Source organism: Streptomyces sp. NPDC020362 (assembly GCF_040642095.1).
Taxonomy (GTDB): domain Bacteria; phylum Actinomycetota; class Actinomycetes; order Streptomycetales; family Streptomycetaceae; genus Streptomyces.
The window spans coordinates 1-23,778 of record NZ_JBFAET010000140.1; the positions used below are offsets into that span (position 1 = coordinate 1).

19 protein-coding genes are annotated in these 23,778 nt (G+C 72.8%); 13 read left to right on the plus strand and 6 right to left on the minus strand.

Going from position 1 to position 23,778, the window contains the following annotated elements; translation table 11 throughout:
- Positions 1–360, plus strand: a 360-nt coding sequence (locus AB0H32_RS34025; RefSeq protein WP_361128807.1) for a flavodoxin-dependent (E)-4-hydroxy-3-methylbut-2-enyl-diphosphate synthase, incomplete at its 5' end; no start/stop codon positions are given.
- A 167-nt stretch (positions 361–527) separates the two neighbouring features.
- Complete coding sequence (locus tag AB0H32_RS34030; RefSeq protein ID WP_361128809.1) at positions 528–1,376, plus strand: GNAT family N-acetyltransferase; 849 nt, start codon at positions 528–530, stop codon at positions 1,374–1,376.
- Between the two features lie 136 nt (positions 1,377–1,512).
- On the opposite strand, the gene AB0H32_RS34035 is transcribed toward AB0H32_RS34030, so the two are convergent.
- Positions 1,513–1,998 (minus strand): hypothetical protein, encoded by a 486-nt coding sequence (locus AB0H32_RS34035; protein ID WP_361128812.1) that lies wholly within the window; start codon positions 1,996–1,998, stop codon positions 1,513–1,515.
- Between the two features lie 93 nt (positions 1,999–2,091).
- Positions 2,092–2,880, minus strand: a complete 789-nt coding sequence (locus tag AB0H32_RS34040; protein ID WP_361128860.1) for a metalloregulator ArsR/SmtB family transcription factor — start codon at positions 2,878–2,880, stop codon at positions 2,092–2,094.
- Positions 2,881–2,984: 104 nt separating this feature from the next.
- On the opposite strand from AB0H32_RS34040, the gene AB0H32_RS34045 reads away from it, so the two are divergent.
- Positions 2,985–3,515 (plus strand): GNAT family N-acetyltransferase, encoded by a 531-nt coding sequence (locus AB0H32_RS34045; RefSeq protein ID WP_361128816.1) that lies wholly within the window; start codon positions 2,985–2,987, stop codon positions 3,513–3,515.
- A gap of 74 nt (positions 3,516–3,589) precedes the next feature.
- Positions 3,590–5,293 (plus strand): proline--tRNA ligase, encoded by a 1,704-nt coding sequence (locus AB0H32_RS34050; protein ID WP_361128819.1) that lies wholly within the window; start codon positions 3,590–3,592, stop codon positions 5,291–5,293.
- 647 nt (positions 5,294–5,940) lie between these two features.
- On the opposite strand, the gene AB0H32_RS34055 is transcribed toward AB0H32_RS34050, so the two are convergent.
- Genes AB0H32_RS34055 through AB0H32_RS34065 form a run of 3 tightly spaced genes read right to left on the minus strand, consistent with a single transcriptional unit; the run spans position 5,941 to position 7,907 of the window.
- Positions 5,941–6,849 carry an aminoglycoside phosphotransferase family protein gene (locus AB0H32_RS34055; RefSeq protein WP_361128821.1) on the minus strand — a complete coding sequence of 303 codons (909 nt, stop codon included), beginning with the start codon at positions 6,847–6,849 and terminating at the stop codon, positions 5,941–5,943.
- Between the two features lie 48 nt (positions 6,850–6,897).
- Entirely contained in the window at positions 6,898–7,383 is a 486-nt protein-coding gene (locus AB0H32_RS34060) for a ferritin-like domain-containing protein (protein WP_361128824.1), read from the minus strand.
- Positions 7,380–7,907: a hypothetical protein gene (locus AB0H32_RS34065; RefSeq protein WP_361128827.1), complete on the minus strand. Its 528-nt coding sequence runs from the start codon at positions 7,905–7,907 to the stop codon at positions 7,380–7,382. Before AB0H32_RS34065 ends, AB0H32_RS34060 begins: the two co-directional genes overlap by 4 nt.
- 206 nt (positions 7,908–8,113) lie before the next feature.
- Between AB0H32_RS34065 and rimP the strand changes: the two genes are divergently transcribed.
- The 9 genes from rimP to AB0H32_RS34110 all read left to right on the plus strand — a co-directional run bounded on the left by rimP (position 8,114) and on the right by AB0H32_RS34110 (position 20,685).
- Positions 8,114–8,623, plus strand: a complete 510-nt coding sequence (gene rimP, locus AB0H32_RS34070) for a ribosome maturation factor RimP (protein ID WP_361128829.1) — start codon at positions 8,114–8,116, stop codon at positions 8,621–8,623.
- 2 nt (positions 8,624–8,625) lie between these two features.
- A complete protein-coding gene (gene nusA, locus AB0H32_RS34075; protein WP_361128836.1) occupies positions 8,626–9,624 on the plus strand; it encodes a transcription termination factor NusA in 999 nt (332 codons plus the stop codon).
- A 101-nt stretch (positions 9,625–9,725) separates the two neighbouring features.
- A complete protein-coding gene (locus AB0H32_RS34080; protein WP_361128839.1) occupies positions 9,726–10,007 on the plus strand; it encodes a YlxR family protein in 282 nt (93 codons plus the stop codon).
- A 165-nt stretch (positions 10,008–10,172) separates the two neighbouring features.
- Complete coding sequence (infB, locus tag AB0H32_RS34085) at positions 10,173–13,250, plus strand: translation initiation factor IF-2 (RefSeq protein ID WP_361128842.1); 3,078 nt, start codon at positions 10,173–10,175, stop codon at positions 13,248–13,250.
- Between the two features lie 322 nt (positions 13,251–13,572).
- Positions 13,573–13,866 (plus strand): DUF503 domain-containing protein, encoded by a 294-nt coding sequence (locus AB0H32_RS34090; protein ID WP_361128845.1) that lies wholly within the window; start codon positions 13,573–13,575, stop codon positions 13,864–13,866.
- 40 nt (positions 13,867–13,906) lie between these two features.
- A complete protein-coding gene (rbfA, locus tag AB0H32_RS34095) occupies positions 13,907–14,368 on the plus strand; it encodes a 30S ribosome-binding factor RbfA (RefSeq protein WP_361128848.1) in 462 nt (153 codons plus the stop codon).
- Positions 14,365–15,270: a tRNA pseudouridine(55) synthase TruB gene (gene truB, locus AB0H32_RS34100; protein WP_361128851.1), complete on the plus strand. Its 906-nt coding sequence runs from the start codon at positions 14,365–14,367 to the stop codon at positions 15,268–15,270. Before rbfA ends, truB begins: the two co-directional genes overlap by 4 nt.
- A gap of 439 nt (positions 15,271–15,709) precedes the next feature.
- Positions 15,710–19,606, plus strand: coding sequence for a trypsin-like peptidase domain-containing protein (locus AB0H32_RS34105; RefSeq protein WP_361128854.1), 3,897 nt, complete (start codon positions 15,710–15,712; stop codon positions 19,604–19,606).
- A 131-nt stretch (positions 19,607–19,737) separates the two neighbouring features.
- On the plus strand, positions 19,738–20,685 hold the full coding sequence (locus AB0H32_RS34110) for a bifunctional riboflavin kinase/FAD synthetase (RefSeq protein WP_361128857.1): 948 nt from the start codon (positions 19,738–19,740) through the stop codon (positions 20,683–20,685).
- A gap of 100 nt (positions 20,686–20,785) precedes the next feature.
- Here the strand turns inward: AB0H32_RS34110 and AB0H32_RS34115 are convergent, their stop codons facing one another.
- The gene (locus tag AB0H32_RS34115) at positions 20,786–23,539 is read right to left on the minus strand and encodes an AAA family ATPase (protein ID WP_361128863.1); all 2,754 of its coding nucleotides are present in this window, start codon (positions 23,537–23,539) and stop codon (positions 20,786–20,788) included.
- Between the last annotated feature and the right edge of the window lie 239 nt (positions 23,540–23,778).

The window sequence follows — 23,778 nt, forward strand, 5'->3', positions numbered from 1 at the left end:
TCGCTGAACCTGCGCCAGCGCGGCCTGGAGATCGTCTCCTGCCCGTCCTGCGGCCGCGCCCAGGTCGACGTCTACAAGCTCGCCGAAGAGGTCACCGCCGGCCTGACCGGCATGGAGGTCCCGCTGCGCGTCGCCGTCATGGGCTGCGTCGTCAACGGTCCCGGCGAGGCCCGCGAGGCCGACCTCGGCGTCGCCTCCGGCAACGGCAAGGGCCAGATCTTCGTCAAGGGCGAGGTCATCAAGACCGTCCCCGAGTCCAAGATCGTGGAGACCCTCATCGAGGAGGCCATGAAGCTCGCGGAGCAGATGGAGGCCGAGGGCGTCAGCTCCGGCGAGCCGTCCGTGTCGGTGGCGGGCTGAGTTCTCCGCGGGGCCGCGCCCCTGAAAGGGGCGCGGGGAACTGCGCGACCAGCCGCAGAAGACCGGCAGTCGCCCAGGGACCGGAACCCCCGAGCTCTGAGGCGCACGGGCCAAGCAGCGCAGCTATAGTGCGGAGATCAGCAGAACCCCAGCGTGAGGCCCCGCATGTGTTGACCCAGACCACCTCACGGGTGCTCGACCCGAGCGACCTTGACGCCGCGCTCGCGGTCCTCGACCGCGAGCCGGTCGCGAACGCCTTCGTGACCTCCCGGGTCCAGATCGCGGGCCTCGACCCGTGGCGCCTCGGCGGCGAGATGTGGGGCTGGTACGAGGACGGCATGCTGACGTCCCTGTGCTACGCGGGCGCCAACCTCGTCCCCATCTGCGCCACCCCGCGCGCCGTGCGCGCCTTCGCCGACCGCGCCCGCAGGGCCGGCCGCCGCTGTTCCTCCATCGTCGGCCCCGCCGAACCCACCGCAGCCCTCTGGGGCCTGCTGGAACCGCACTGGGGACCGGCCCGCGAGGTCCGCGCCCACCAGCCGCTGATGGTCACCGACCGCATGCCCGCCGACATCGCCCCGGACCCCTACGTCCGCCGCATCCGCAAGGACGAGATGGACACGATCATGCCGGCGTGCGTGGCGATGTTCACCGAGGAGGTCGGCGTCTCCCCGATGGCCGGGGACGGCGGCCTGCTCTACCAGGCCCGCGTCGCCGAGCTCGTGGGCTCCGGCCGCTCCTTCGCCCGCGTCGACGAACACGGCAAGGTCGTCTTCAAGGCGGAGATCGGCGCGGCGACACCGCGGGCCTGCCAGATCCAGGGCGTGTGGGTCGCCCCCGAGTACCGGGGGAGGGGCCTGGCGGCCCCCGGCATGGCGGCGGTGCTGCGCTACGCCCTCGCGGATGTCGCCCCGGTGGTCAGCCTCTACGTGAACGACTTCAACACGGCGGCGCGAAGGACGTACCGGCGGGTGGGGTTCCGGGAGGTCGGCGCGTTCACGAGCGTCCTCTTCTAGGAATGCACGAGCATCCTCTTCTGGAAATCACGAGCACTCTCCTGCGGAAACAGAGGGAGGACTCTGTTCAACGAGGACTCTGTTCGACCAGGACGCTCTTCAACAGGGAGAGGACGCTGTTTCCGGAGGGTCCGTCTCACTCCGGCAGGAGGGCCAGGAGCTGCTTCGTGTGGCCGGGCAGCTCCACGTCCGCCAGGCCCGTGACGAGGTCCCGGAGCGGCATGGGCTGATCGACCAGGAGCGTGTCGTTCGACAGGAGCAGGCTGGGGACCATCGTGTCGAGTTCGGCCTCGCTCAGCATCGGCCCGCCGAGTGCGCACAGGGCGTCCGCCTGGATGCGGATGCGCTCCTGAAGCCCCGCGTTGCCGCCGGCCAGCGCGACGGTGCGTTCGATGGTCCAGGTGTCGAGCGCGATGCGGTTGTCGTACGTGGTCTTCGCTCCCGCAGCGACGGCGGAGACCGCGCTGAGGGTGGCGGCGTTGACGAGGGTGACGTGCGCCAGGATCTGGTCGGCGTTCCATTCGCCGGCGGGCGGGGCGGGGCTCGTGCCACCGGAGCCGGCCACCGTGGCGGCGGCGTCCAGCAGAGCGCGGTAGGCGTCCCGAAGCGGGGTGGTGTCCATGACGTCTCCTTCTTGCTGCTGTCGTTCTTCCTGCTGCCGTGCGGGAAGTGAGGTCAGCAGGCGGGTGGTGGGTGGCGGGTGGCGACTGCCGTCTCAGCCGTGCGCGCCATGCATCTCCCAGGGCGCCTGCGGGAGGACCTCGCCGGTCTCCAGCAGCGACTTGAGGTTCGCCAGCACGGCCGGCCATCCCTTCGAAATGCCGTTGAACATCGCCTGGTTGGCGAGGTTCTCGTGGGTGACGGTGAGGCGGACGATGTCGTGGTGCGGTTCGACGAGGAAGGTGACGACCGACGGTTCCCTGGGCGCTTCCGCGTCGGGGGCGTCGTCGAAGGTGATGACCAGGCGCGTCGGGGGTTCGGCCGCGAGCACACGGCCGAAGACGTCGACGGTGCCTGATCCGTCGACGCGGCGGTGCTCCCAGTCCGAGCCCGGCTGCCAGTCCGAGACGTTGGCGTGTCCCCAGTAGCGGGCGGTCAGGTCGGCGTCCGTCAGGGCCCGCCACACCTGCTCGGCGCTCGCCCGGATGTAGGTGACGTAGACGTAGGTCGGCACGGATGCGGGTGTGTCGGTCATGGCGTACTCCTCTGCCCGGGTCCTGATGGCGCTGATCGCTTGCAGGCGGGGCTTGTCGAACTCCGAGATCCAGCGCTCCTCGATCTCGTGGATGGGGGCCGGATTGAGGTAGTGGAGCCGTTCCCGCCCGCGCCGCACGACGGTCACGAGGTTGGCCTGCTCGAGAAGGTCGAGATGCTGCGTCGCCGACTGGCGGGTCATGGCCAGGCGTTCGCACAGCTCCCGCAGCGTCTGGCCGTTGTGCTCGCGCAGACGGTCGAGCAGGAGTCGTCGCGTGGGGTCGGCCAGCGCCTTGAAGACCGAGTCCATCGCTCTTGCTTCGTGGCTCACACTCCGATTATGCAGGCAGTTGCCTGCATATTGTCAAACGGTGCCCGGACTACGGCCGCCACCTGCCCTGTACGCTCCCCCGCATGGACGTCGTGATCGGCCCCCTGGACCTCTCAGCCCACGTAGACGAGGCCTTGTCGGTCCAGGCCGTCGCCTTCGGACTCGGCCCCGACGAGGTGGCCGTACGCCGCCAGATCGTCCAGCGGCACATGCAGTACCCGGGCGCGCGCGCCCTCGGCGCCAGCAGCGAAGGGCGCATGGTGGGATTCGTCTACGGCATGCCCAACTCCCGCACCCACTGGTGGTCCACGGTCGTGGAGCCCTACCTGCGCGCCGGCGGCAACGACTTCTGGCTGGACGACTCCTTCGTCATCACCGAGCTGCACGTCCACCCCGGCCACCAGAACCGCGGCATCGGCCGCCGCCTGATCACCACGATCACCGACGGCGCCGCCGAACCCCGATCGATCCTCTCCGCGATCGACACCGACAGCCCGGCCCGCGGCCTGTACCACTCCCTCGGCTACGTCGACCTCGCCCGGCAGGTGCACTTCCCGAGCGCCCCCCGGCCGTACGCGGTCATGGGCGCCCCCCTGCCGCTGCGTCGGAGATAACCGATTTCCACCGGCACAGCCAGCCCGGCTAACCTCCTATGCCACCACCCTTATCCGGCAGGAGTACGAGAACCATGGCGAACGCACCGGTCCAGCGCATGTCCCAGTTGATGGCGAAGACGCTGCGCGACGACCCGGCCGACGCCGAGGTCCTCAGCCACAAGCTGCTCGTCCGCGCCGGCTACGTCCGCCGTACCGCGGCCGGTATCTGGTCCTGGCTGCCGCTCGGCAAGAAGGTCCTGTCCAACGTCGAGCGGATCGTCCGCGAGGAGATGGACGCCATCGGCGCCCAGGAGGTCACGCTCCCCGCCCTGCTGCCCCGTGAGCCCTACGACGCCACCGGCCGCTGGGACGAGTACGGCCAGGAACTCTTCCGGCTCAAGGACCGCAGGGGCGGCGACTACCTCCTCGGCCCCACCCACGAGGAGATCTTCACCCTCCTGGTCAAGGACCAGTGCACGTCCTACAAGGACCTGCCCGTGATCCTCTACCAGATCCAGACCAAGTTCCGCGACGAGGCCCGCCCCCGGGCCGGCATCCTGCGCGGGCGCGAGTTCCTGATGAAGGACTCGTACTCCTTCGATCTGGAGGACGAGGGCCTGGCCAAGTCCTACGCCCTGCACCGCCAGGCGTACCAGCGCATCTTCGACCGGCTCGGCCTCGACTACCGCATCTGCGCCGCCACCGCGGGCGCGATGGGCGGCTCCAAGTCCGAGGAGTTCCTGGCCCCGGCCGAGGCCGGCGAGGACATCTTCGCGGACTGCCCGAACTGCGACTTCGCCGCCAACACCGAGGCGATCACCTACGAGCTGCAGCCCGTGGACGGCTCCGCCGTGCCGGCCGCCGAGGAGATCCCCACCCCGGACACCCCGACCATCGAGACCCTCGCCGCCCACCTCGGCGTCGCGGCCTCCGCCACGCTGAAGAACCTGCTGGTGAAGGTCGACGGCGAGATCATCGCCGTCGGCGTGCCCGGCGACCGCGAGGTCGACATGGGCAAGGTCGAGGCGCACTTCGCCCCGGCCGCCGTCGAGCTGGTCACCGCCGAGGACTTCGTCGGCCGCCCCGACCTGGTCCGCGGCTACGTCGGCCCCCAGGGCCTGGGCGAGAAGGTCAAGTACATCGCCGACCCGCGCGTGGCCCCCGGCACCGCCTGGATCACCGGCGCCAACAAGGAGCACACGCACGCCAAGAACGTCGTCGCCGGCCGTGACTTCGAGGTCGACGAGTACGTGGACGTGGTCGTCGTGCAGGAGGGCGACCCCTGCCCGAAGTGCGGCACCGGCCTGAAGCTGGACCGCGCCATCGAGATCGGCCACATCTTCCAGCTGGGCCGCAAGTACGCCGACGCGCTCAAGCTCGACGTGCTGGGCCAGAACGGCAAGCCGGTCCGCGTCACCATGGGCTCCTACGGCGTCGGCGTCTCCCGTGCCGTCGCCGCGATCGCCGAGCAGACCGCCGACGAGCAGGGTCTGTGCTGGCCCAAGGAGGTCGCCCCGGCCGACGTGCACGTCGTCGCGGCCGGCAAGGCGCTGCAGACCGAGCTGGCGCTCGACGTCGCCGAGAAGCTGGCCGCGGCGGGCGTCCGCGTCCTCGTCGACGACCGCGCCGGTGTCTCCCCGGGCGTGAAGTTCACCGACGCCGAGCTGATCGGCGTGCCGCAGATCCTGGTCGCCGGCCGCCGCTCCGGCGAGGGCGTGCTGGAGCTGAAGGACCGCAGGACCGGTGAGCGCGAGGAACTGTCCGTCGAGGACGCCATCGCCCGCCTGACGGCCTGACGGCCTGACGGCCTGACGGCCTGACGCCGGACCGTGTCGCCGCGCCCCGAAAGGGGCGCGGCACCGCCTCCGGCCTGCACCTGCCCGCCCCGGGCCGTCTTTGCCCGACACCGACCGCAAAGGGCACGCACCCCCCTGTCCGGCCTCGGCATTCAAGCCGACACCACCTGATCCAGGGGCGCGGGGAACTGCGCGAGCAACCGCGTTCGACCGGTGGTGTCACGACGGCCGGAACGACCCCCGGACTGCTGCTCGTCTCTGGCTTGCGGCGGTCCGGCTTTGGCGTTCGGGCCGACACCACCTGATCCAGGGGCGCGGGGAGCTGTGCGAGCAACCGCGTTCGACCGGTGGTGTCACGACGGCCGGGACGATCCCCGGACCGCTGTTCGTCTCTGGCTTGCGGCGGTCCGGCTTTGGCGTTCGGGCCGACGTCGGCTGGGTCAGGGGCGCGGGGAACTGCGCGAGCAACCGCACTCGACCCGCGGTGTCACGACGGCCCGCACCACCCCGGACCGCCACTCACCGGACCGCCACTCACCGGACCGCCACTCACCGGACCGCCACTCACCGGACCGCCACTCACCGGACCGCCACTCACCGAAGCGCCACTCACCGAAGCGCCACTCACCGGAACCCCCTAAAGTCCCCTAAAGCCACCCGGCGAACTCCAGCAGCAGCTCCGCGTCCTTCGGCCGCCCCACCCGGAGGGCGCGCACACCCGACTCCACCGCGCGGAAGAGCGTCCACCCCCGCAGCCGCTCCAGATCCACGTCCAGCGACTCGGCAAGCCGCTTGATCCGCCGCCGGGTGGTGGCCGCCCCGGACGGCACGGCGATCAGGTCCTCCACCCGGTCCCGCACCAGCCGCGCCAGATCGAACGCGCACTCACCGACCACCGGGTCCGGCCCCACTGCGAGCCACGGCATCCGTTCCCCGGCCAGCACCTTGCTCTGCCGGAACGTACCGTGCAGCAGCCGGTGCTCGGGCGGCGCGGCCAGCAGCTCCTCGCGTGCCGCGAGCGCCGCGCCCACCAGCGCCGCCGTCTCCGGATCGGCCTCGGCGCTCGCCCGCATCGCCTCGGCCTGGCGCCCGGTCCGCTCCGCCACCGTCTCGAACGCATGGCCGCCCGGCGGCTCCACCCACAGCCGCCGCAGCGTCCCCGCCGCCTCCAGCAGGGCCTTCGCCTCCGGCAGCGACCGCACCGACACGTCCGGATGCAGCCGCTCCAGCAGCAGCACCCCCTCGGCGGCGTCCTCGGGATCCGCCGCCAGCAGCTGTACGGCACCCAGGCCGGCCCAGTGCGCCAGCGCCGCCCGCTCGCTCTCCGGGCGTGCCCGCGGCGGGGCCAGCTTCAGCACGGCGGGGCTGTCGTCCGGCCGCCGGACCAGCACCACCAGGCTGCTGCGCCCGCCGGGCACCTGGATCCGTTCCACGCTCAACTCGCGCCGGGCGACCGCCCGTTCGGCCGCCTCGGGCAGCCGTGCCAGCCAGTCGTCGCCGGCCGGTGCCGTCTCACCGAGCGCCCGCACCAGCCGCCGGGGCGGTTCGAAAGCCATGCGCGAGTTGTTCCTTCCTCCTGGGTCTGCCGCTGGGCGGCTGCGCGGTCACGTCGTCGGGGACGCCGAGGTCCGGGGTCCGGCCGCACCTGTATCGTCACCGGCCCGCTCGGCGAGCCCAGGGAAGGCTACGCTCTCCCCGCTCCAGCGCACCGCCCGCACCGCGGCCTCCCGCAACGCCCCCGCGGCCGCGCCGCGCCGCCGGCCGGTCGCCGCCCGCACCAGGTCCGAGTAGACCCCCGCCACCCGCTCCTCCAACTGGGCGGCCAGCCGCACCGCGGAGGCCGCGTCCGGCACCGGGAACGGCAGCGCGTAGGCGGCGCTCGCGGCGACCGGCTCGGCACCCAGGTCACGCACGTCGTGCACCAGCGCGTCCCGGCGGGCCCGGTGCGCGTCGTAGGCCGCCTGCGCCTCGGGCCGCCGCCGCTGGTCGATCCGCCCGCCGACGACGCCGTACCCGTACACCGCCGCGTGCTCGGCCGCCAGCGCCGCCTGCAGCGCGGTCAGCTCGTCCTTCCCGGCCCCGTCACTCACTTGGCCCCCTCGGTCAGCAGAAACGCGTGCGCAGCCCCGGCCGCCGCCACCGAGGCCATCAGCCGGGCCAGTTCACCCGGCACCTCCAGCAGGGCCTCGGCCCGTCGGTCGGCTAGGGCGCGCTCGGCCGCGGCGAGGCCGGCGAGGGCGTCCTTCTCGACGGCGGGCACGGCCGGCAGGGTCGAGGCGGACGTCGCGGAGGCCGTCGTGAATGCCCTGGGGGACGGCGACTTGCCGGCGCCCGTGCCGCCGAACGCCTCCGCGTGTGCCGCCACCTGGGTGCGCAGCGGCCGCAGCCGCTGGGCCAGCGCCGGATGGATGGCGAGCACGGCGTCGTACCGCTCCAGCAGCGCCCCGCTGTCCCGGGCCGCACGCGCGCGTGCCCGTTCGGTCACCGAAGGGGCGCCGCCGCCGTCGGAGTCCGGATCGGCCGAGCAGCCCACCAGCAGGGCGGCCCCGGCGGCCGAGGCGAGCAGGGATCTTCTGCGCGGCCCCGAGGGGGTGCGCGGCGGCGGGTACGGCACTGCAGACGTCCTCGGGGCACTCGTGCGAAAGGAAGACCAGACAACGGGCGGCACGCCCGTGATCACCGTACCCGCGCGCCCCGCGCACACCACTCACCGGCACCGACCGGACACAGGTGGACGGCAACACTCTCCTCGACCGGATACCCTTTGACCAGACACGCGACCCATCCCACAACAGCACACGCGGCCGAGGAGTCACCCGGATGAGCACCACCCAGAGCGAGAGGCTGCGAGAGCTTCTGGAACCGCTCGTCACCTCCCAGGGGCTGGATCTCGAAGAGATCGCTGTCGACTCCGTCGGACGCAAGCGGGTGCTGCGCGTGGTCGTCGACTCCGACACCGGAGCGGACTTGGACGCGATCGCCGATGTGAGCCGCGCGCTCTCGGCGAAGCTCGACGAGACCGACGCGATGGGTGACGCCGCCTACGACCTGGAGGTCGGGACCCCCGGCGCGGAGCGCCCCCTCTCCGAGCACCGGCACTTCGTGCGCGCCACCGACCGGCTCGTGAAGTTCCAGCTGACCGAGGGTGACGAGCTGGTCGCCCGGATCCTGACGGTCGACGAGGAGGGCATCGATGTCGAGGTGCCCGGCGTGAAGGGCCGCAAGGCCACCACCCGCAGACTCGGCTTCCCGGAGATCGCCAAGGCGCGCGTGCAGGTCGAGTTCAACCGCAAGGACAAGAAGGACATGAAGGAAGAGGAGGAGGCGTAGCCGTGGACATCGACATGAGCGCCCTGCGGGGCTTGGTTCGGGAGAAGGAGATCTCCTTCGACCTGCTGGTCGAGGCGATCGAGTCGGCCCTCCTCATCGCCTACCACCGCACCGAGGGAAGCCGCCGGCACGCGCGCGTGGAGCTCAACCGGGAGACCGGGCATGTGACCGTGTGGGCGAAGGAGGACCCGGAGGACCTCGAGGAGGGCCAGGAGCCCCGCGAGTTCGACGACACCCCCTCGGGTTTCGGCCGGATCGCCGCCACTACGGCCAAGCAGGTGATCCTGCAGCGGCTGCGCGACGCCGAGGACGACGCCACGCTCGGCGAGTACGCCGGCCGCGAGGGCGACATCGTCACCGGTGTGGTCCAGCAGGGCCGCGACCCGAAGAACGTGCTCGTGGACATCGGCAAGCTGGAGGCCATCCTGCCGGCGCAGGAGCAGGTCCCCGGGGAGACGTACCCGCACGGCATGCGGCTGCGGTCGTACGTCGTCCGCGTCGCCAAGGGCGTTCGCGGCCCGTCCGTGACCCTCTCCCGCACCCACCCCAACCTGGTGAAGAAGCTCTTCGCCCTGGAGGTGCCGGAGATCGCCGACGGGTCGGTGGAGATCGCGGCGATCGCCCGCGAGGCCGGTCACCGCACTAAGATCGCCGTACGGTCCACCCGCTCGGGCCTGAACGCCAAGGGTGCCTGCATCGGCCCCATGGGCGGCCGGGTGCGCAGCGTGATGGGCGAGCTGAACGGCGAGAAGATCGACATCGTCGACTGGTCGGACGACCCGGCCGAGATGGTGGCGAACGCGCTGTCACCCGCTCGGGTGAGCAAGGTGGAGGTCGTCGACATGGCCTCCCGCTCCGCCCGGGTGACCGTGCCGGACTACCAGCTGTCGCTGGCGATCGGCAAGGAAGGGCAGAACGCCCGGCTCGCGGCCCGGCTCACCGGCTGGCGGATCGACATCCGGCCGGACACCGAGCAGGCCGGCGAGCGCGCCGGGGAATAGATCTCGGCCGCACGCCGCTGAGATCACGACAGCCTGCAGTGAGCAACTGTTCGACTTTTCCCCCGAAGGGGTGAGGTCGCCACGGGGAGGTAGACTAAGCAGTGTCTGGCCGGACGCGTGCCCGTGCATGCCCTGAACGCACCTGTGTGGGGTGCAGGCAGCGAGCGGCCAAAGACGATCTGCTGCGCACCGTGGCGGACCAGGAACAGTGCGTTCCCGATCCTCGCGGTACGCTGCCCGGCCGGGGTGCCTATGTACACCCCGACCCGGTCTGTCTCGACCAGGCGGTACGCCGCCGGGCGTTCCCACGGGCGCTGCGCGTCCCGGGGCCGCTCGACATAAAGGCGTTGCGCCAGTACGTCGAGCAGACAGAGAGTTGCTGAGCAGGCAACACGGCAAGAAAGCACGTCGCGCGGAACCCCCCGTGCGGCCTGGTACCTCGCGAGTCGAAAGCAGGTCGAGATTGCGATGAGCACTCGATGAGTACGCGATGAGTACGCCCATGAACTAGCGACGGTCCGGCTTCACCCGGACCTCAGAGGAGCGAAGTGGCTAAGGTCCGGGTCTACGAACTCGCCAAGGAGTTCGGCGTTGAGAGCAAGGTCGTCATGGCCAAGCTCCAGGAACTCGGTGAATTCGTCCGTTCGGCGTCTTCGACCATCGAAGCGCCCGTTGTACGTAAGCTGACCGACGCCTTCCAGGGTGGTGGTTCCGGCAAGTCCGCCGGCAAGCCCGCCCCCCGCAAGGCCGCCCCCAAGCCCGCCGCGCCTTCTCCGGCGCAGGCGGCCCGTCCGGCTGCCCCGAGGCCGCCGGCCCCCAAGCCTCCGACGGCTCAGCAGCCCGCTGCTCCGTCGGCACCCGTGGCCCCGTCGGCCCCCGCACCGGCGCCGGGCCCGCGTCCGGTTCCGGGTCCGAAGCCCGCGCCCCGCCCGGCCCCGGCCGCCCCGGAGTTCACCGCTCCGCCGGCCGCTCCGGCCGCGCAGGCCCCGCAGGCTCCGGCCGCCCAGGGTCCGCGTCCCGGCGCCCGCCCCGGTGCTCCCAAGCCCGGCGGCCGTCCGGCCGCTTCCGGTCAGGGCCAGGCCCGTCCGGGCCAGGGTGGTCAGCGCCCCGGTGGTCAGGCTCCGCGTCCGGGTGCCCGTCCGGCGGGTCCCCGCCCGGGCAACAATCCCTTCACCTCCGGTGGCTCCACCGGCATGGCCCGCCCGCAGGCGCCCCGTCCGCAGGGCGGCCCGCGTCCCGGCGGTCCCGGTGCTCCCGGCGCCGGTCCCCGTCCGCAGGCGCCCGGCGCCCAGGGCGGCGGTCCGCGTCCGCAGGCTCCGGGCGGTTCCCGTCCGTCGCCCTCCGGCATGCCCCGTCCGCAGGGTGGCCCGCGTCCCGGCCCGGCCGGTCCGCGTCCGAACCCCGGCATGATGCCGCAGCGTCCTGCTGCCGGCCCGCGTCCCGGTGGCGGTGGCCCCGGCGGCCGTGGTCCCGGTGGCGGCGGCGGTCGTCCCGGTGGCGGCGGCGGTCGTCCGGGTGGCGGCGGCTTCGCCGGTCGTCCGGGTGGCGGCGGTGGCGGCGGCTTCGCCGGTCGTCCCGGTGGTCCCGGCGGCGGCGGTGGCGGCGGTGGCTTCGCCGGCCGTCCCGGTGGTCCCGGCGGTGGCGGCGGTGGCCGTCCCGGCTTCGGTGGCCGTCCCGGTGGTCCCGGTGGCCGTGGTGGCACGCAGGGCGCCTTCGGCCGTCCCGGCGGTCCCGCGCGTCGCGGTCGCAAGTCGAAGCGGCAGCGTCGCCAGGAGTACGAGGCCATGCAGGCCCCGAGCGTCGGCGGCGTGATGCTGCCGCGCGGCGGCGGCGAGACCATCCGTCTCTCCCGCGGCGCGTCGCTCACCGACTTCGCGGAGAAGATCAACGCCAACCCGGCGTCCCTCGTCGCGGTCATGATGAACCTCGGCGAGATGGTCACGGCCACGCAGTCCGTCTCCGACGAGACGCTGCAGCTCCTCGCGGGCGAGATGAACTACGAGGTTCAGATCGTCAGCCCCGAGGAGGAGGACCGCGAGCTGCTCGAGTCCTTCGACATCGAGTTCGGCGAGGACGAGGGCGACGAGGAGGACCTGGTGGTCCGTCCGCCGGTCGTCACCGTCATGGGTCACGTCGACCACGGTAAGACCCGACTGCTCGACGCCATCCGCAAGACGAACGTCATCGCGGGCGAGGCCGGCGGCATCACCCAGCACATCGGTGCCTACCAGGTCTCGACCGAGGTCAACGACGAAGAGCGCAGGATCACCTTCATCGACACCCCGGGTCACGAGGCGTTCACCGCCATGCGTGCCCGTGGTGCGAAGTCGACCGACATCGCGATCCTGGTCGTCGCGGCCAACGACGGCGTCATGCCGCAGACGGTCGAGGCGCTCAACCACGCGAAGGCGGCCGACGTCCCGATCGTCGTCGCGGTCAACAAGATCGACGTCGAGGGTGCCGACCCGACCAAGGTGCGCGGTCAGCTGACCGAGTACGGCCTGGTGGCCGAGGAGTACGGCGGCGACACGATGTTCGTCGACATCTCCGCCAAGCAGGGTCTGCACATCGACTCGCTGCTCGAGGCCGTGGTCCTCACGGCCGACGCCTCGCTCGACCTGCGGGCCAACCCGGCCCAGGACGCGCAGGGCATCTCGATCGAGTCCCGTCTCGACCGCGGCCGCGGTGCCGTGGCGACGGTCCTCGTCCAGCGAGGCACGCTGCGGGTCGGCGACACGATGGTCGTGGGCGACGCCTACGGCCGAGTCCGCGCCATGCTCGACGACAACGGCAACAACGTCGCCGAGGCGGGCCCGTCGACGCCGGTCCAGGTCCTGGGCCTGACCAACGTCCCGGGTGCGGGCGACAACTTCCTGGTGGTCGACGAGGACCGTACGGCCCGTCAGATCGCCGAGAAGCGCGCCGCCCGTGAGCGCAACGCCGCGTTCGCCAAGCGCACGCGCCGTGTCTCGCTCGAGGACCTGGACAAGGTGCTCAAGGCCGGCGAGGTCCAGCAGCTCAACCTCATCATCAAGGGTGACGCTTCTGGTTCCGTCGAGGCGCTCGAGTCGTCCCTGCTCCAGCTGGACGTCGGCGAAGAGGTCGACATCCGCGTCCTGCACCGCGGTGTCGGTGCGGTCACGGAGTCGGACATCGACCTGGCGATGGGCTCCGACGCCATCGTGATCGGCTTCAACGTCCGTGCGGCCGGCCGCGCGGCGCAGATGGCCGAGCGCGAGGGTGTGGACGTCCGGTACTACTCGGTCATCTACCAGGCGATCGAGGAGATCGAGGCGGCCCTCAAGGGCATGCTCAAGCCGGAGTACGAGGAGGTCGAGCTCGGCACGGCGGAGATCCGCGAGGTCTTCAAGTCGTCCAAGCTGGGCAACATCGCCGGTGTCCTCATCCGCTCGGGCGAGGTCAAGCGCAACACCAAGGCACGCCTCGTCCGCGACGGCAAGGTCATCGCGGAGAACCTCAACATCGAGGGCCTGCGTCGCTTCAAGGACGACGTCACCGAGATCCGCGAAGGCTACGAGGGTGGTATCAACCTCGGAAACTTCAACGACATCAAGGTCGACGACGTCATCGCGACGTACGAGATGCGGGAGAAGCCGCGGGCGTAATGCCCACGGTTCGTGCTGGCCGACGGGACTCCGGTCCTGTCGGCCAGCGCGCCGTTCCCGGGGGCTCCGCCCCCCGGACCCTCGCCTATGCCCACCCGCCACCCGACTCGGTCGGCCGACAGGACACCCTTTCGGCCAACCGAGACGGGTGGACGGGTGGGAAACCGGGGTTCTGGGGGCGGAGCCCCCAGGCAGCGGCCGCAGCCCACGGTGCCGAAACCCTGTCGAGTCACCGGCAGGTACGCGGTACCGTTCTTGATGTCCCCGGCCACACGGACCCGGGGCCATCGATCCCGTACCGGCGGGTGAACCGGCTACACACATGTACGTGGGGACTCTGTCCTTCGACCTCCTCCTCGGCGACGTCCACTCGCTGAAGGAGAAGCGCTCCGTCGTCCGCCCGATCGTCGCCGAACTCCAGCGGAAGTACGCAGTGAGCGCGGCGGAGGTGGACCACGTGGATCTCCACCGGCGAACGATCATCGGCCTGGCCATGGTCTCCGGCGACGCGGCGCACCTCACCGACGTACTGGACCGGTGTGAACGGCTGGTCGCCGGCCGCCCCGAAGTGGAGCTGCTGTCCGTACGACGGCGCTTCCACGGCGACGACGACTGACCACAGAACGCAAGAAGAAGAAAGAACGGGAGACGGACCAGTGGCCGACAACGCGCGGGCGAAAAGGCTGGCGGACCTCATCCGGGAGGTGGTGGCCCAGAAGCTGCAGCGCGGGATCAAGGACCCGCGGCTCGGCTCGCACGTCACCATCACGGACACCCGGGTCACGGGTGACCTGCGGGAGGCGACCGTCTTCTACACGGTCTACGGGGACGACGAGGAGCGGCAGGCCGCGGCCGCCGGCCTGGAGAGCGCCAAGGGCATCCTGCGCTCCGAGGTCGGCCGTGCGGCGGGCGTGAAGTTCACGCCGACCCTCACCTTCGTCGCCGACGCCCTGCCCGACACCGCCCGGACCATCGAGGACCTCCTCGACAAGGCACGGCAGTCCGACGCGAAGGTCCGCGAGGCCTCCGCGGGCGCGTCCTACGCGGCCGGCGCGGACCCGTACCGCAAGCCGGCCGACGACGACACGACCGAGACGGACGGCGACGCCGCGGAATGACCCAGAAGCACACCACGCCCGACGGCCTCGTCATCGTCGACAAGCCGTCGGGTTTCACTTCGCACGACGTCGTCGCCAAGATGCGCGGCATCGCGCGCACCCGCCGCGTCGGCCACGCCGGCACCCTCGACCCGATGGCCACCGGCGTCCTCGTCCTCGGTGTGGAGCGCGCCACCAAGCTCCTCGGGCATCTCGCCCTCACCGAGAAGGAGTACCTGGGCACGGTCCGGCTGGGCCAGAACACCGTCACCGACGACGCCGAGGGGGAGATCACATCCTCCACCGACGCGTCCAAGGTGACCCGGGAGGCCGTCGACGCCGGCATCGCCAAGCTGACCGGCGACATCATGCAGGTGCCGTCCAAGGTCAGCGCCATCAAGATCGACGGCGTACGGTCGTACAAGCGGGCCCGCGAGGGCGAGGACTTCGAGATCCCCGCCCGGCCGGTGACGGTCTCCTCCTTCACCGTGTACGACGTCCGCGACGCCGTGGCCGACGACGGCACGGCCGTGCTCGACCTGGTGGTCTCGGTGGTCTGCTCCTCCGGCACCTACATTCGCGCTCTCGCCCGCGACCTGGGCGCCGACCTGGGCGTCGGCGGCCACCTCACCGCGCTGCGCCGCACTCGCGTCGGTCCGTACAAGATCGACTCCGCAAAGACGCTGGAGCGGCTCCAGGAGGAGCTGACCGTGATGCCGATCGCCGAGGCCGCCGCGGCCGCGTTCCCGCGCTGGGACGTGGACGCCAAGCGCTCCCGGCTGCTCCTCAACGGTGTCCGGCTGGAGATGCCCGACGAGTACGCGGGCGCGGGGCCCATCGCCGTGTTCGACCCCGAAGGGCGCTTCATCGCGCTGGTCGAGCAGCACAAGGGCAAGGCGAAGAGCCTGGCCGTCTTCGCCTGACCGGCACCGAACCCATGGCGGACCGGTGGGGATCCGCAGGGTCCGTACCGGTCCGCGCCTCTCTGCGACCGCACTTCTCCATGACGGCGCTTCTCTGCGGCTGCAGGGGTCCTCGACCGCAAGCGTCCTCAAAACCGCGCGCGTCGTCGACCGCACGCGTACGTACCGATCGCGCGGGTCGGCAACGGCCCCACGGGTGTCTGCCCGTGGAGCGGCGGCCACGGGGTCCTGCCACTGCCGCCGCTCCACGGTCCCCCCTCGGTTCCCCCACCCCTAGGGTGTATCCAGCCGCACCGTCCTATTCACCCGACCGGGCAGGCGCTCGGAGTGAAGCGGGGGAGCGGAAGGGGGCGCTTTCGTCCCGCGAGCTGTCCCACTGATCACCACCCGCCTACCGTCGAGAACAAGGGCACGGGTGTACGGGCGGGGAGGTACGGCCATGGCGGGTCGGGGCGGCGACGAGATCCGTACCGGCGTCTTCGGCCGGCCCCGGGAGCAGCACCGGGAGAGAACCCGGGCGGCGAACCGGGACGGCAACCGCACGGACGACGCGCACCGCACCGGCGGGCCCGCTCGCACAGACGTCCTCGTCCAGATCCACGACCTGGCCGGCCGTCTCCGCGGGATCGGGTTCCTCGCCGACCACGAGGGCACCCTCCTCACCAGCCACGAGGTCGTCGACGGCCTGCCCCGCCTGGTCCTGCGGGCCGCGGGGGACCGGTCCTGCGTGGTCGGCGCCGACGCCGTCATCCCGCTCCCCGCGCTCGACCTGGCCCTGATCCGCACCGAGGGCCTGCGGGTGGACCCCCTTGCGCTGACCGTCCGGGAACACATCGGGGCCGGCACCTACGTCCGGATCGCCGCCGGCTGCTGGCGCGAGGCACGGGTCCTGGCCGCCACCCGGGTGACATACACCGCCACGGACCGCTTCCACCACCTCGAGGACGCCCTGGAGCTGGCCATCGGCACGGCCGGCCGGGACGCGCTGCGGCTCGGCGGCGGCGCGGCCGGGGGACCGGTGCTCGACGCGGCCACCGGCGCGGTGCTCGGCATCCTCGGCACAGCCCTGCACTCCGCCCAGCGCGACGCCGGATTCGCGGCCCCCCTGCGGCCGGCCGACGGCCCGCTGGCCGAGCTGCTCGCCCGCAACGCCGCCACCGTGCCCGCCTACGACGCCGACCTCAACCTGGCCGGCGTCCTGGAGCTGACCGCCACCTCGGTGGGCCAGGACGGCCCGCCGGGCGCCCTCGCCGGGTACGTCGGCGCGGCCGGTCCCGGTCCAGTACGCCCGATCCAACGAGCCGACCTGGTGCGGGAGTTGGACGCCTTCACCGACGGCGACCGGAGCGTGCTGGGCCTCGTCGGCGACCCGGGCAGCGGTCGTACGACCGAACTCACGGCCCTCGCCGCCCGCCGCAGCCGGAGCGAGCGGCCCGCACCCACCCTGTGGCTGCGCGGCGCAGACCTGAGCGACACCGACGGCTCCGTGGCCGACGCCGCCCGCCGTGCCCTGGACCGCGCGGCCCGGATCGTCGCCGCGTCCCGCTCCGTGTGCCCCGCCGACCTCGGCGACGTCACTCCCGAGCGGCTGGCCCGCCTCGCCGGGCAGACCGGTCGTCCGCTGCTGCTCCTGCTCGACGGCCCCGAGGAGATGCCACCCGTCCTCGCCCACCGGCTGTCCGAGTGGACCAGCGGGACGGCCGAGTGGCTGAGCAGGACCGGGGCCCGGCTGGTGGTGGCCTGCCGGGAGGAGTACTGGGAGCGCGCCGGAGCGGCGTTCCCGGCGGACCTCCGCCATCTGCCGGCGGGCGATGCGGCCGGCCGTCCGCCCTGTGTGCGGGTCGCGGACCTCACCGCGGACGAGGCCTGCCGGGCCCGCTCCCGCTACGGCATCCCCGACGGTGCCCTCGCCGGCCGGGACGCCCGGCATCCGCTCACCCTGCGCCTCCTGTCCGAGGTCCGCGCCGCCCTCCCGGACGTCCCGCCCGCCCGTTCCGTCGACCGGCACGAGGTCTTCGCCGCTCACCTCGACCTGATGTGCCTGCGCATCGCGGTCCGCCTCGCCGCCGAGAGCGGACTGCGGGGCACGGCCGTACGGCGGCTCGCCGCCCGGGTGGCCGGGCAGGTGCACGAGGCCGCCCGGCGCAGCCTCGGCCCCGGCCAGGGCGAGCTGGACCGGGCCTCCTTCGAGGCGGTGTTCCCCTGGGGACCCGTTCCGGCCCGGCTCGGCGGCGGCTCCGGCTGGGCCTCCGCCGTGCTCACCGAGGGCCTGCTGGTCCCGGCCGGCGGCGGCTACCGCTTCGCGTACGAGGAGCTGGCCGACTGGATCCAGGGCATGCACCTCGACCTGGACGAGGCCCTGCGCGCCCTGGTGCACCGCACCCGCACCCCCGGCGGAGCCCATCTGCTCCCCGTTCCGCACCACCGGATCGGCCCGGTCGTCCAGGCCCTGCTCCTGCTCGGACGCCAGCACGGACCCCATCAACTCTGCCTCAAGCTGGCGGAGTTGGCCGATTCCCTGGACCGGGACCCCACCTCCTGGTGGGCCGCCCGGCTGCTCGCCAGGACCCTGCTCCAGGTCCCGGACGCGATGCCGTACACCGAAGTGCTGCGCCTTGTCGCAGACCGGATCGTGGGCTGGCGCCGTACGCAACGGCCCGTACCCGCCGAGTTCGGCCCCGCCTTCTGGCTCGCCCTGCCCCTCCCCGAAACCGAGCGCTTCGCACTCCTGCGAGAACTGGTCCTGGCGGACGGGGCACCGTCGGAGGCGGACGGTACGGGGGAGCGCGGGCACGCGGGCGAGCGAGGGGGCTCGGGCGAGGGAGTGGGCCTGTGTGAGGCAGTGGGCTCGGGGGCGGCAAGGGGTTCGTACGAGGGAGGGGGCTCTGGCGGGGGAGGGAGCCTGCGCGAGGGAGTGGGCTTGAACGACCGTGGGGGCTGGGGCGAGCGAGAGAGCTTCGGTCGTCGGCGCGTGGGCTCGGATGGACGCGGAGTCGACGTAGAAGCGCTCGACGGCGCCGACGCGCCTACGGACGTCTCCGAGTCCGCCGCCGTGTCCGAGTCCACCGTCGTCTCCGAGTCCACGACCGTGTCCGAATCCGCTGTCGCGGCCGAGGACGGGGCCACGGAGGAGCGGTACCTGGACGCCGTGGCCCGGCTGCTCGCCGCCGACCCCGCCGCCGTACAGCCGCACCTCATCCACTGGTTCGACGACGAGCGGCCGCTGCCCGCGACCCCGGACGCCACCGTGGCGACCGCCGCGCAGGCCCTGCTGCACACGCACCGGCACGACGCCCTGGACGACCTCACCGAGGCGCTCGCGCAGAGCGCGCACCCCAGGGCCGACGAACTGCTCACGGTCCTCGCCGAGGACGAACCCTCGGCCGTCTGCCGGGCCGTCGACCGCTGGGCGCACGACGAACGTCCCGCCCGCCGGGTGGCGGCCGTGGCGTTCGCGCTGCGCACCGCCCCCCATGCCCGCTCGGCGCCCGACCGCGAACTGCTGCGCTACGCCGCCCTCGCCCTGCTCGCCCGCCCCGCCGACTGCACCCTGCACGGCGGTGCCCTCGCCCTCCTGGTCCGCGATCCGCACACCCGCGACCGCCACCTCGACGAGGCTCTGCGGCACTTCGCCGACGGCGACCCGCAGCTCCCGCCCCACGCCCTGGTCCCGGCTCTGACCACCCACACCGAACCGGTCCTGCAGGCCTTCCGCGCCCGCCTGCGCCACGGCCCGGACGCCGGGGAGACGCTGCGCACGCTCGCCGACGTCACCACCCCGGCCCTCGCCCGCCGGGTAGCCGCCCTCGTCCGCGAGACGGTGGGGGCGCGGCCGGAGACCGCCGGGTATGTGGCCGCGTACGTGGACCGCTGTCTCGACCAGGGACCCGCGGTCCGTTCCGTCCTGCTGCCGCTGGTCACCGGGCTCCTCGACGGCGGTCCCGAACCGGTCCGGGTGGCCCTGGCGACCGTGCTCGCCGCCCCCGGCGCCCCCGCCTCCCGGCTGCTGCGCCGCGAACTGCTGGACTTCCTCCTCGCCCGCGAGGAGGACCCGGCCGTCCTGGAGACCCTTCTGCACGCGGCGGCCCCGCACGGCGAGGGCCGGGACGCGGAGCTGCGCGCACTGGTCCACCGCACCGGCCTCCTCCTCGTCCGCACCCCCGACGGCGCCACCCGCTTCGACTGGGGGCTGGTCGTCCTGGCCCGGCACGTGCCCGGCTTCGCCGTGCGGATGGCCGGCTGGCTGGGCGAAAGCCCCCAGGACTGGGAGGTGGTGGTGGGCCCCAGCGCCCGTCGCATGATCGAGAACCTGGCGGGGGTCCAGGTACCGGCCTGATCCGGGCCGGCGGACGTGCGCCCGGTCACAGCACCCATGCCGATGCGGGCCCCGGGCACCCGGCATGGCACCCTTAGACCTGCACAAGAGGTCAACGGTAGACACGGACACGGGTTCGAGGAGCGGTCACAGTGCAGCGCTGGCGTGGCTTGGAGGACATCCCCCAGGACTGGGGGCGCAGCGTCGTCACCATCGGTTCCTACGACGGCGTCCACCGCGGCCACCAGCTGATCATCAAGCACGCCGTGGACCGCGCCCGTGAGCTGGGTGTCCCGGCCGTCGTCGTCACCTTCGACCCGCACCCGAGCGAGGTCGTCCGCCCCGGCAGCCACCCCCCGCTGCTCGCCCCGCACCACCGCCGCGCGGAGCTGATGGCGGAGCTGGGCGTCGACGCGTGCCTCATCCTTCCCTTCACCACCGAGTTCTCGAAGCTGTCGCCCGCCGAGTTCGTGGTCAAGGTCCTGATCGACAAGCTGCACGCCAAGGCGGTCGTCGAGGGCCCGAACTTCCGTTTCGGGCACAAGGCGGCCGGCACCGTGGAGTTCCTCGCCGAACAGGGCAAGATCTACGATTTCGAGGTGGAGGCCGTGGACCTGTACGTCACCGGCGAGGCGGGCGGCGGCGAGCCGTTCTCCTCGACCCTGACCCGGCGCCTGGTCGCCGAGGGCGACGTGGCCGGCGCCCGCGAGATCCTGGGCCGCCCGCACCGGGTGGAGGGCGTGGTCGTCCGCGGTGCCCAGCGCGGCCGCGAGCTGGGATTCCCCACGGCCAACGTCGAGACGCTCCCGCACACCGCGATCCCCGCCGACGGCGTGTACGCCGGCTACCTGCACGCGCAGGGCGAGATCATGCCGGCCGCGATCTCGGTCGGCACCAACCCGCAGTTCGACGGCACCGAGCGCACGGTGGAGGCGTACGCCATCGACCGCGTCGGCCTCGACCTGTACGGGCTGCACGTCGCCGTCGACTTCCTGGCCTACGTACGCGGCCAGGCGAAGTTCGAGTCGCTGGAGGCCCTGCTGGAGCAGATGGCCGCGGATGTGAAGCGGTGCCGGGAGATCGTGGCGGCGGAGGACTAGGCCAGGACCAGGCCCTGGGACCAGGCCTTCTTCGTCTTCTTCGCGCAGCGAAAGGGCGGCCGGTGCGGAAGACGCACCGGCCGCCCTTCTTCGTGCCGTCCTACTGCTGGGGCGGCTGCTGTCCCTGCTGGGGCTGGGCCGGCTGCTGCCCCTGGGGAGGCTGCGGGTGGCCCTGCTGCGGCGGGTAGGGCTGACCGGGTGCCTGCGGCGGGTAGGGCTGGCCCGGGGCCTGCGGGTACGGCTGCTGCGCCGGATAGGGCTGCGGCGGCCCGGTGTACAGCGCCTGACCGGGGGCCTGTTGCGGGTACGGCTGACCCTGCTGGGGCGGATACGGCTGCTGCCCCTGCGGGTAGGGCTGGCCCGGCGAGTGCGGCTGCTGTCCTTGCGGGTGCGGCTGTCCTTGCGGGTAGGGCTGGCCGGGCATGGGCTGGCCGGGCATGGGCTGGCCGGGCATCGGCTGTCCGGGCATCGGAGGGGCGGCCACCGGCGGCGGGTTGCCGTCGTTGGTCCACAGTCCGTGCGACTGCTGATGCCGTACGAGGTCCTCCGCGACCATGGCGGCGAGATTGAAGTACGCCTCCCGCACCTTCGGCCGCATCATGTCGAGGTCGACCTCGGCACCCGCGGCCAGATGCTCGTCGAACGGCACCACGATGACGCCGCGGCAGCGCGTCTCGAAGTGGGAGACGATGTCCTCGACCTTGATCATCTTGCCGGTCTCGCGTACCCCGGAGATCACGGTGATCGATCGGGACACCAGGTCGGCGTACCCGTGCGCGGACAGCCAGTCCAGGGTCGTACTGGCACTGCTCGCCCCGTCGACGGACGGCGTCGAGATGATGATGAGCTGGTCGGCGAGGTCGAGCACCCCGCGCATCGCGCTGTACAGCAGACCCGTGCCCGAGTCGGTGAGGATGACCGGGTACTGCCTGCCGAGCACGTCGATGGCGCGTCGGTAGTCCTCGTCGTTGAACGTGGTCGAGACGGCCGGGTCGACGTCGTTGGCGATGATCTCCAGACCGGAGGGCGCCTGGGACGTGAACCGCCGGATGTCCATGTACGAGTTGAGGTACGGAATCGCCTGGACCAGGTCACGGATCGTCGCACCGGTCTCGCGTCGCACCCGGCGGCCGAGTGTGCCGGCGTCCGGGTTGGCGTCGATGGCGAGGATCTTGTCCTGCCGCTCGGAGGCGAGCGTGGAGCCGAGGGCGGTGGTCGTGGTGGTCTTGCCGACGCCGCCCTTCAGGCTGATGACCGCGATGCGGTAGCAGGACAGCACCGGCGTGCGGATCAGCTCCAGCTTCCGCTGCCGCTCGGCCTCCTCCTTCTTCCCGCCCAGCTTGAAACGCGACGCGGCGGCAGCGGGCCGGCCGCTCTTCGCCTTCTGCCTCTTGTTGTTGAGCAGCCGGTCCGAGGACAGTTCCACGGCCGCGGTGTAACCCAGCGGCGCGGCACCCGGGTTGGTCATCTGCCGCTGGTCGTGCTGGATGGGCTGCGGCCAGGCCGCACCGGCACGGGGGTCGGCGGGCGCCTGCGGAGCCTGGCCGGCCTGCGCGGACTCGGGGTTGAGCGGAGGCTGAGGCTGCTGCCCCGGGTGGGGGAAGCCGTAACCGCCGGGCTGGGCCTGGGGGTTGGGCGTGCCGGGCGGCGGGAAGCCGTAGCCGGAGGGAGGGGTGGGACCGTTGGGAGTCGGCTGCTGCCCCGGGTGGGGGAAGCCGTAACCGCCGGGCTGGGCCTGCGGGTTGGGCGTGCCGGGCGGCGGGAAGCCGTAGCCGGACGGAGGAGTGGGCCCGCTCGGGGCCGGCTGCGGTGCCGGTGCCGCAGCCGGTGCGCCGGGCTGGGCTGCCGTGGGGCCGGGGACGGAGGGGGCGCCGGGGGCGTAGGGCTGGCCGGGCTGCGGTGCAGGATGGGGCTCGGGCTGCGAGGGAGTGGGCGCCGGCGGCGTGGGGGCGCCCGGCTGGTTCCAGGCGGCGGGTGCGGGCTGCGGCGCCTGCGGCTGGAACGGCTGCTGCCCGGGCACACCCGCGGGACCCTGCGCGGCGGCCGGCTGCGGCTGACCGGGCATCGGCCCTGGCTGCTGCGGCGCGCCCTGCGCGGGCCACTGGGCCGCAGGGGCGGGAGCGGCGGGCTGGTACGACGGCGGCAGAGGGGGCAGCCCGTTCTGCGCCGCCGGCGGCTGAGCCCAGGCGGGAGGTGCGTCCTGGGGGGTGGTGGGGGCGGCCGGGGCCGCGTTCTGGGGTGCACTGTCCTGAGACGGGCCGCTCCGAGGCGCACCGTTCCCGGACATGCCGTCCTGCGGTACGGCGTTCTCGGCTGCGCCGTCCTGCGGTGCGGCGTCCGCGGGCGCCGACGCATCGGGCCCGGCGTCCGCGGCCGTGCCGTCGTGGGACGACGTGGCAGCCGCGGCTACGGGGACCTCGGGGGCATCCTCGCCATCGGCCGTCCCGGCCGCCCCGGTCGCATTGGCCCCGGACTCCTTGACCGCCTCGGCGGCCTGGGAGGAGTCAGTGGACTCGGTGGACCCGTTGGACGAGATGGACCCGGTGGACTCGCTGGACCCGGTGGATTCGCTGGACTCGGCGGACGCCGTCGTATCGACATCCGACTCCCCGGCGTCCGCAGCCGCGGTGACCGCGCTCTCGGCGCCGTCCTTCTGGGCCTCCGGCACGGAGGCCACCACAGCGTCGTCCGTCGCCGTCGCCGTCGCCTCCGGCTCTGTCGTCGCCTCGGCCTCGTCACCACGGGCACTCTCTGCGGAAGCCTCGCTTCCGGACCCAGTGGCCTTCTGCTCGGCAGCCGCACGCTCCGCGATCTCGGCCATCTCACGCTTCAGGGCGACGGCGGAGAACCGCATGGTCGCCCCGCTCTCCAGGTCCCCGTTGTCCGACTCCGGCACGACCGCGGCGGACGGAGCGGGAGTCGCCGGCTGGGAAGGCTCGGCCTGCAGCGGCTGAACCGGCTGCTGCAGGGGCTGTTGCTGCTGGGGCTCGAACCCTGCGGGCAGCTTCGGCACCGCAACGGGGTCCCCGGTCGGCGGCGCCGGTGGAGCGGGCGGCGCGCCGGGACCGGCAACCGGAGGTTGCAGGGTGTAGG

Coding starts and splice junctions, on each gene's coding strand:
- AB0H32_RS34035 (WP_361128812.1), bottom strand. CDS start 1,998: ATGGACACCACCCCGCTTCGGGACGCCTACCGCGCTCTGCTGGACGCC.
- AB0H32_RS34040 (WP_361128860.1), bottom strand. CDS start 2,880: ATGGACTCGGTCTTCAAGGCGCTGGCCGACCCCACGCGACGACTCCTG.
- AB0H32_RS34045 (WP_361128816.1), top strand. CDS start 2,985: ATGGACGTCGTGATCGGCCCCCTGGACCTCTCAGCCCACGTAGACGAG.
- AB0H32_RS34050 (WP_361128819.1), top strand. CDS start 3,590: ATGGCGAACGCACCGGTCCAGCGCATGTCCCAGTTGATGGCGAAGACG.
- AB0H32_RS34055 (WP_361128821.1), bottom strand. CDS start 6,849: ATGGCTTTCGAACCGCCCCGGCGGCTGGTGCGGGCGCTCGGTGAGACG.
- rimP (WP_361128829.1), top strand. CDS start 8,114: ATGAGCACCACCCAGAGCGAGAGGCTGCGAGAGCTTCTGGAACCGCTC.
- AB0H32_RS34090 (WP_361128845.1), top strand. CDS start 13,573: ATGTACGTGGGGACTCTGTCCTTCGACCTCCTCCTCGGCGACGTCCAC.
- truB (WP_361128851.1), top strand. CDS start 14,365: ATGACCCAGAAGCACACCACGCCCGACGGCCTCGTCATCGTCGACAAG.
- AB0H32_RS34105 (WP_361128854.1), top strand. CDS start 15,710: ATGGCGGGTCGGGGCGGCGACGAGATCCGTACCGGCGTCTTCGGCCGG.
- AB0H32_RS34115 (WP_361128863.1), bottom strand. CDS start 23,539: ATGCGGTTCTCCGCCGTCGCCCTGAAGCGTGAGATGGCCGAGATCGCG.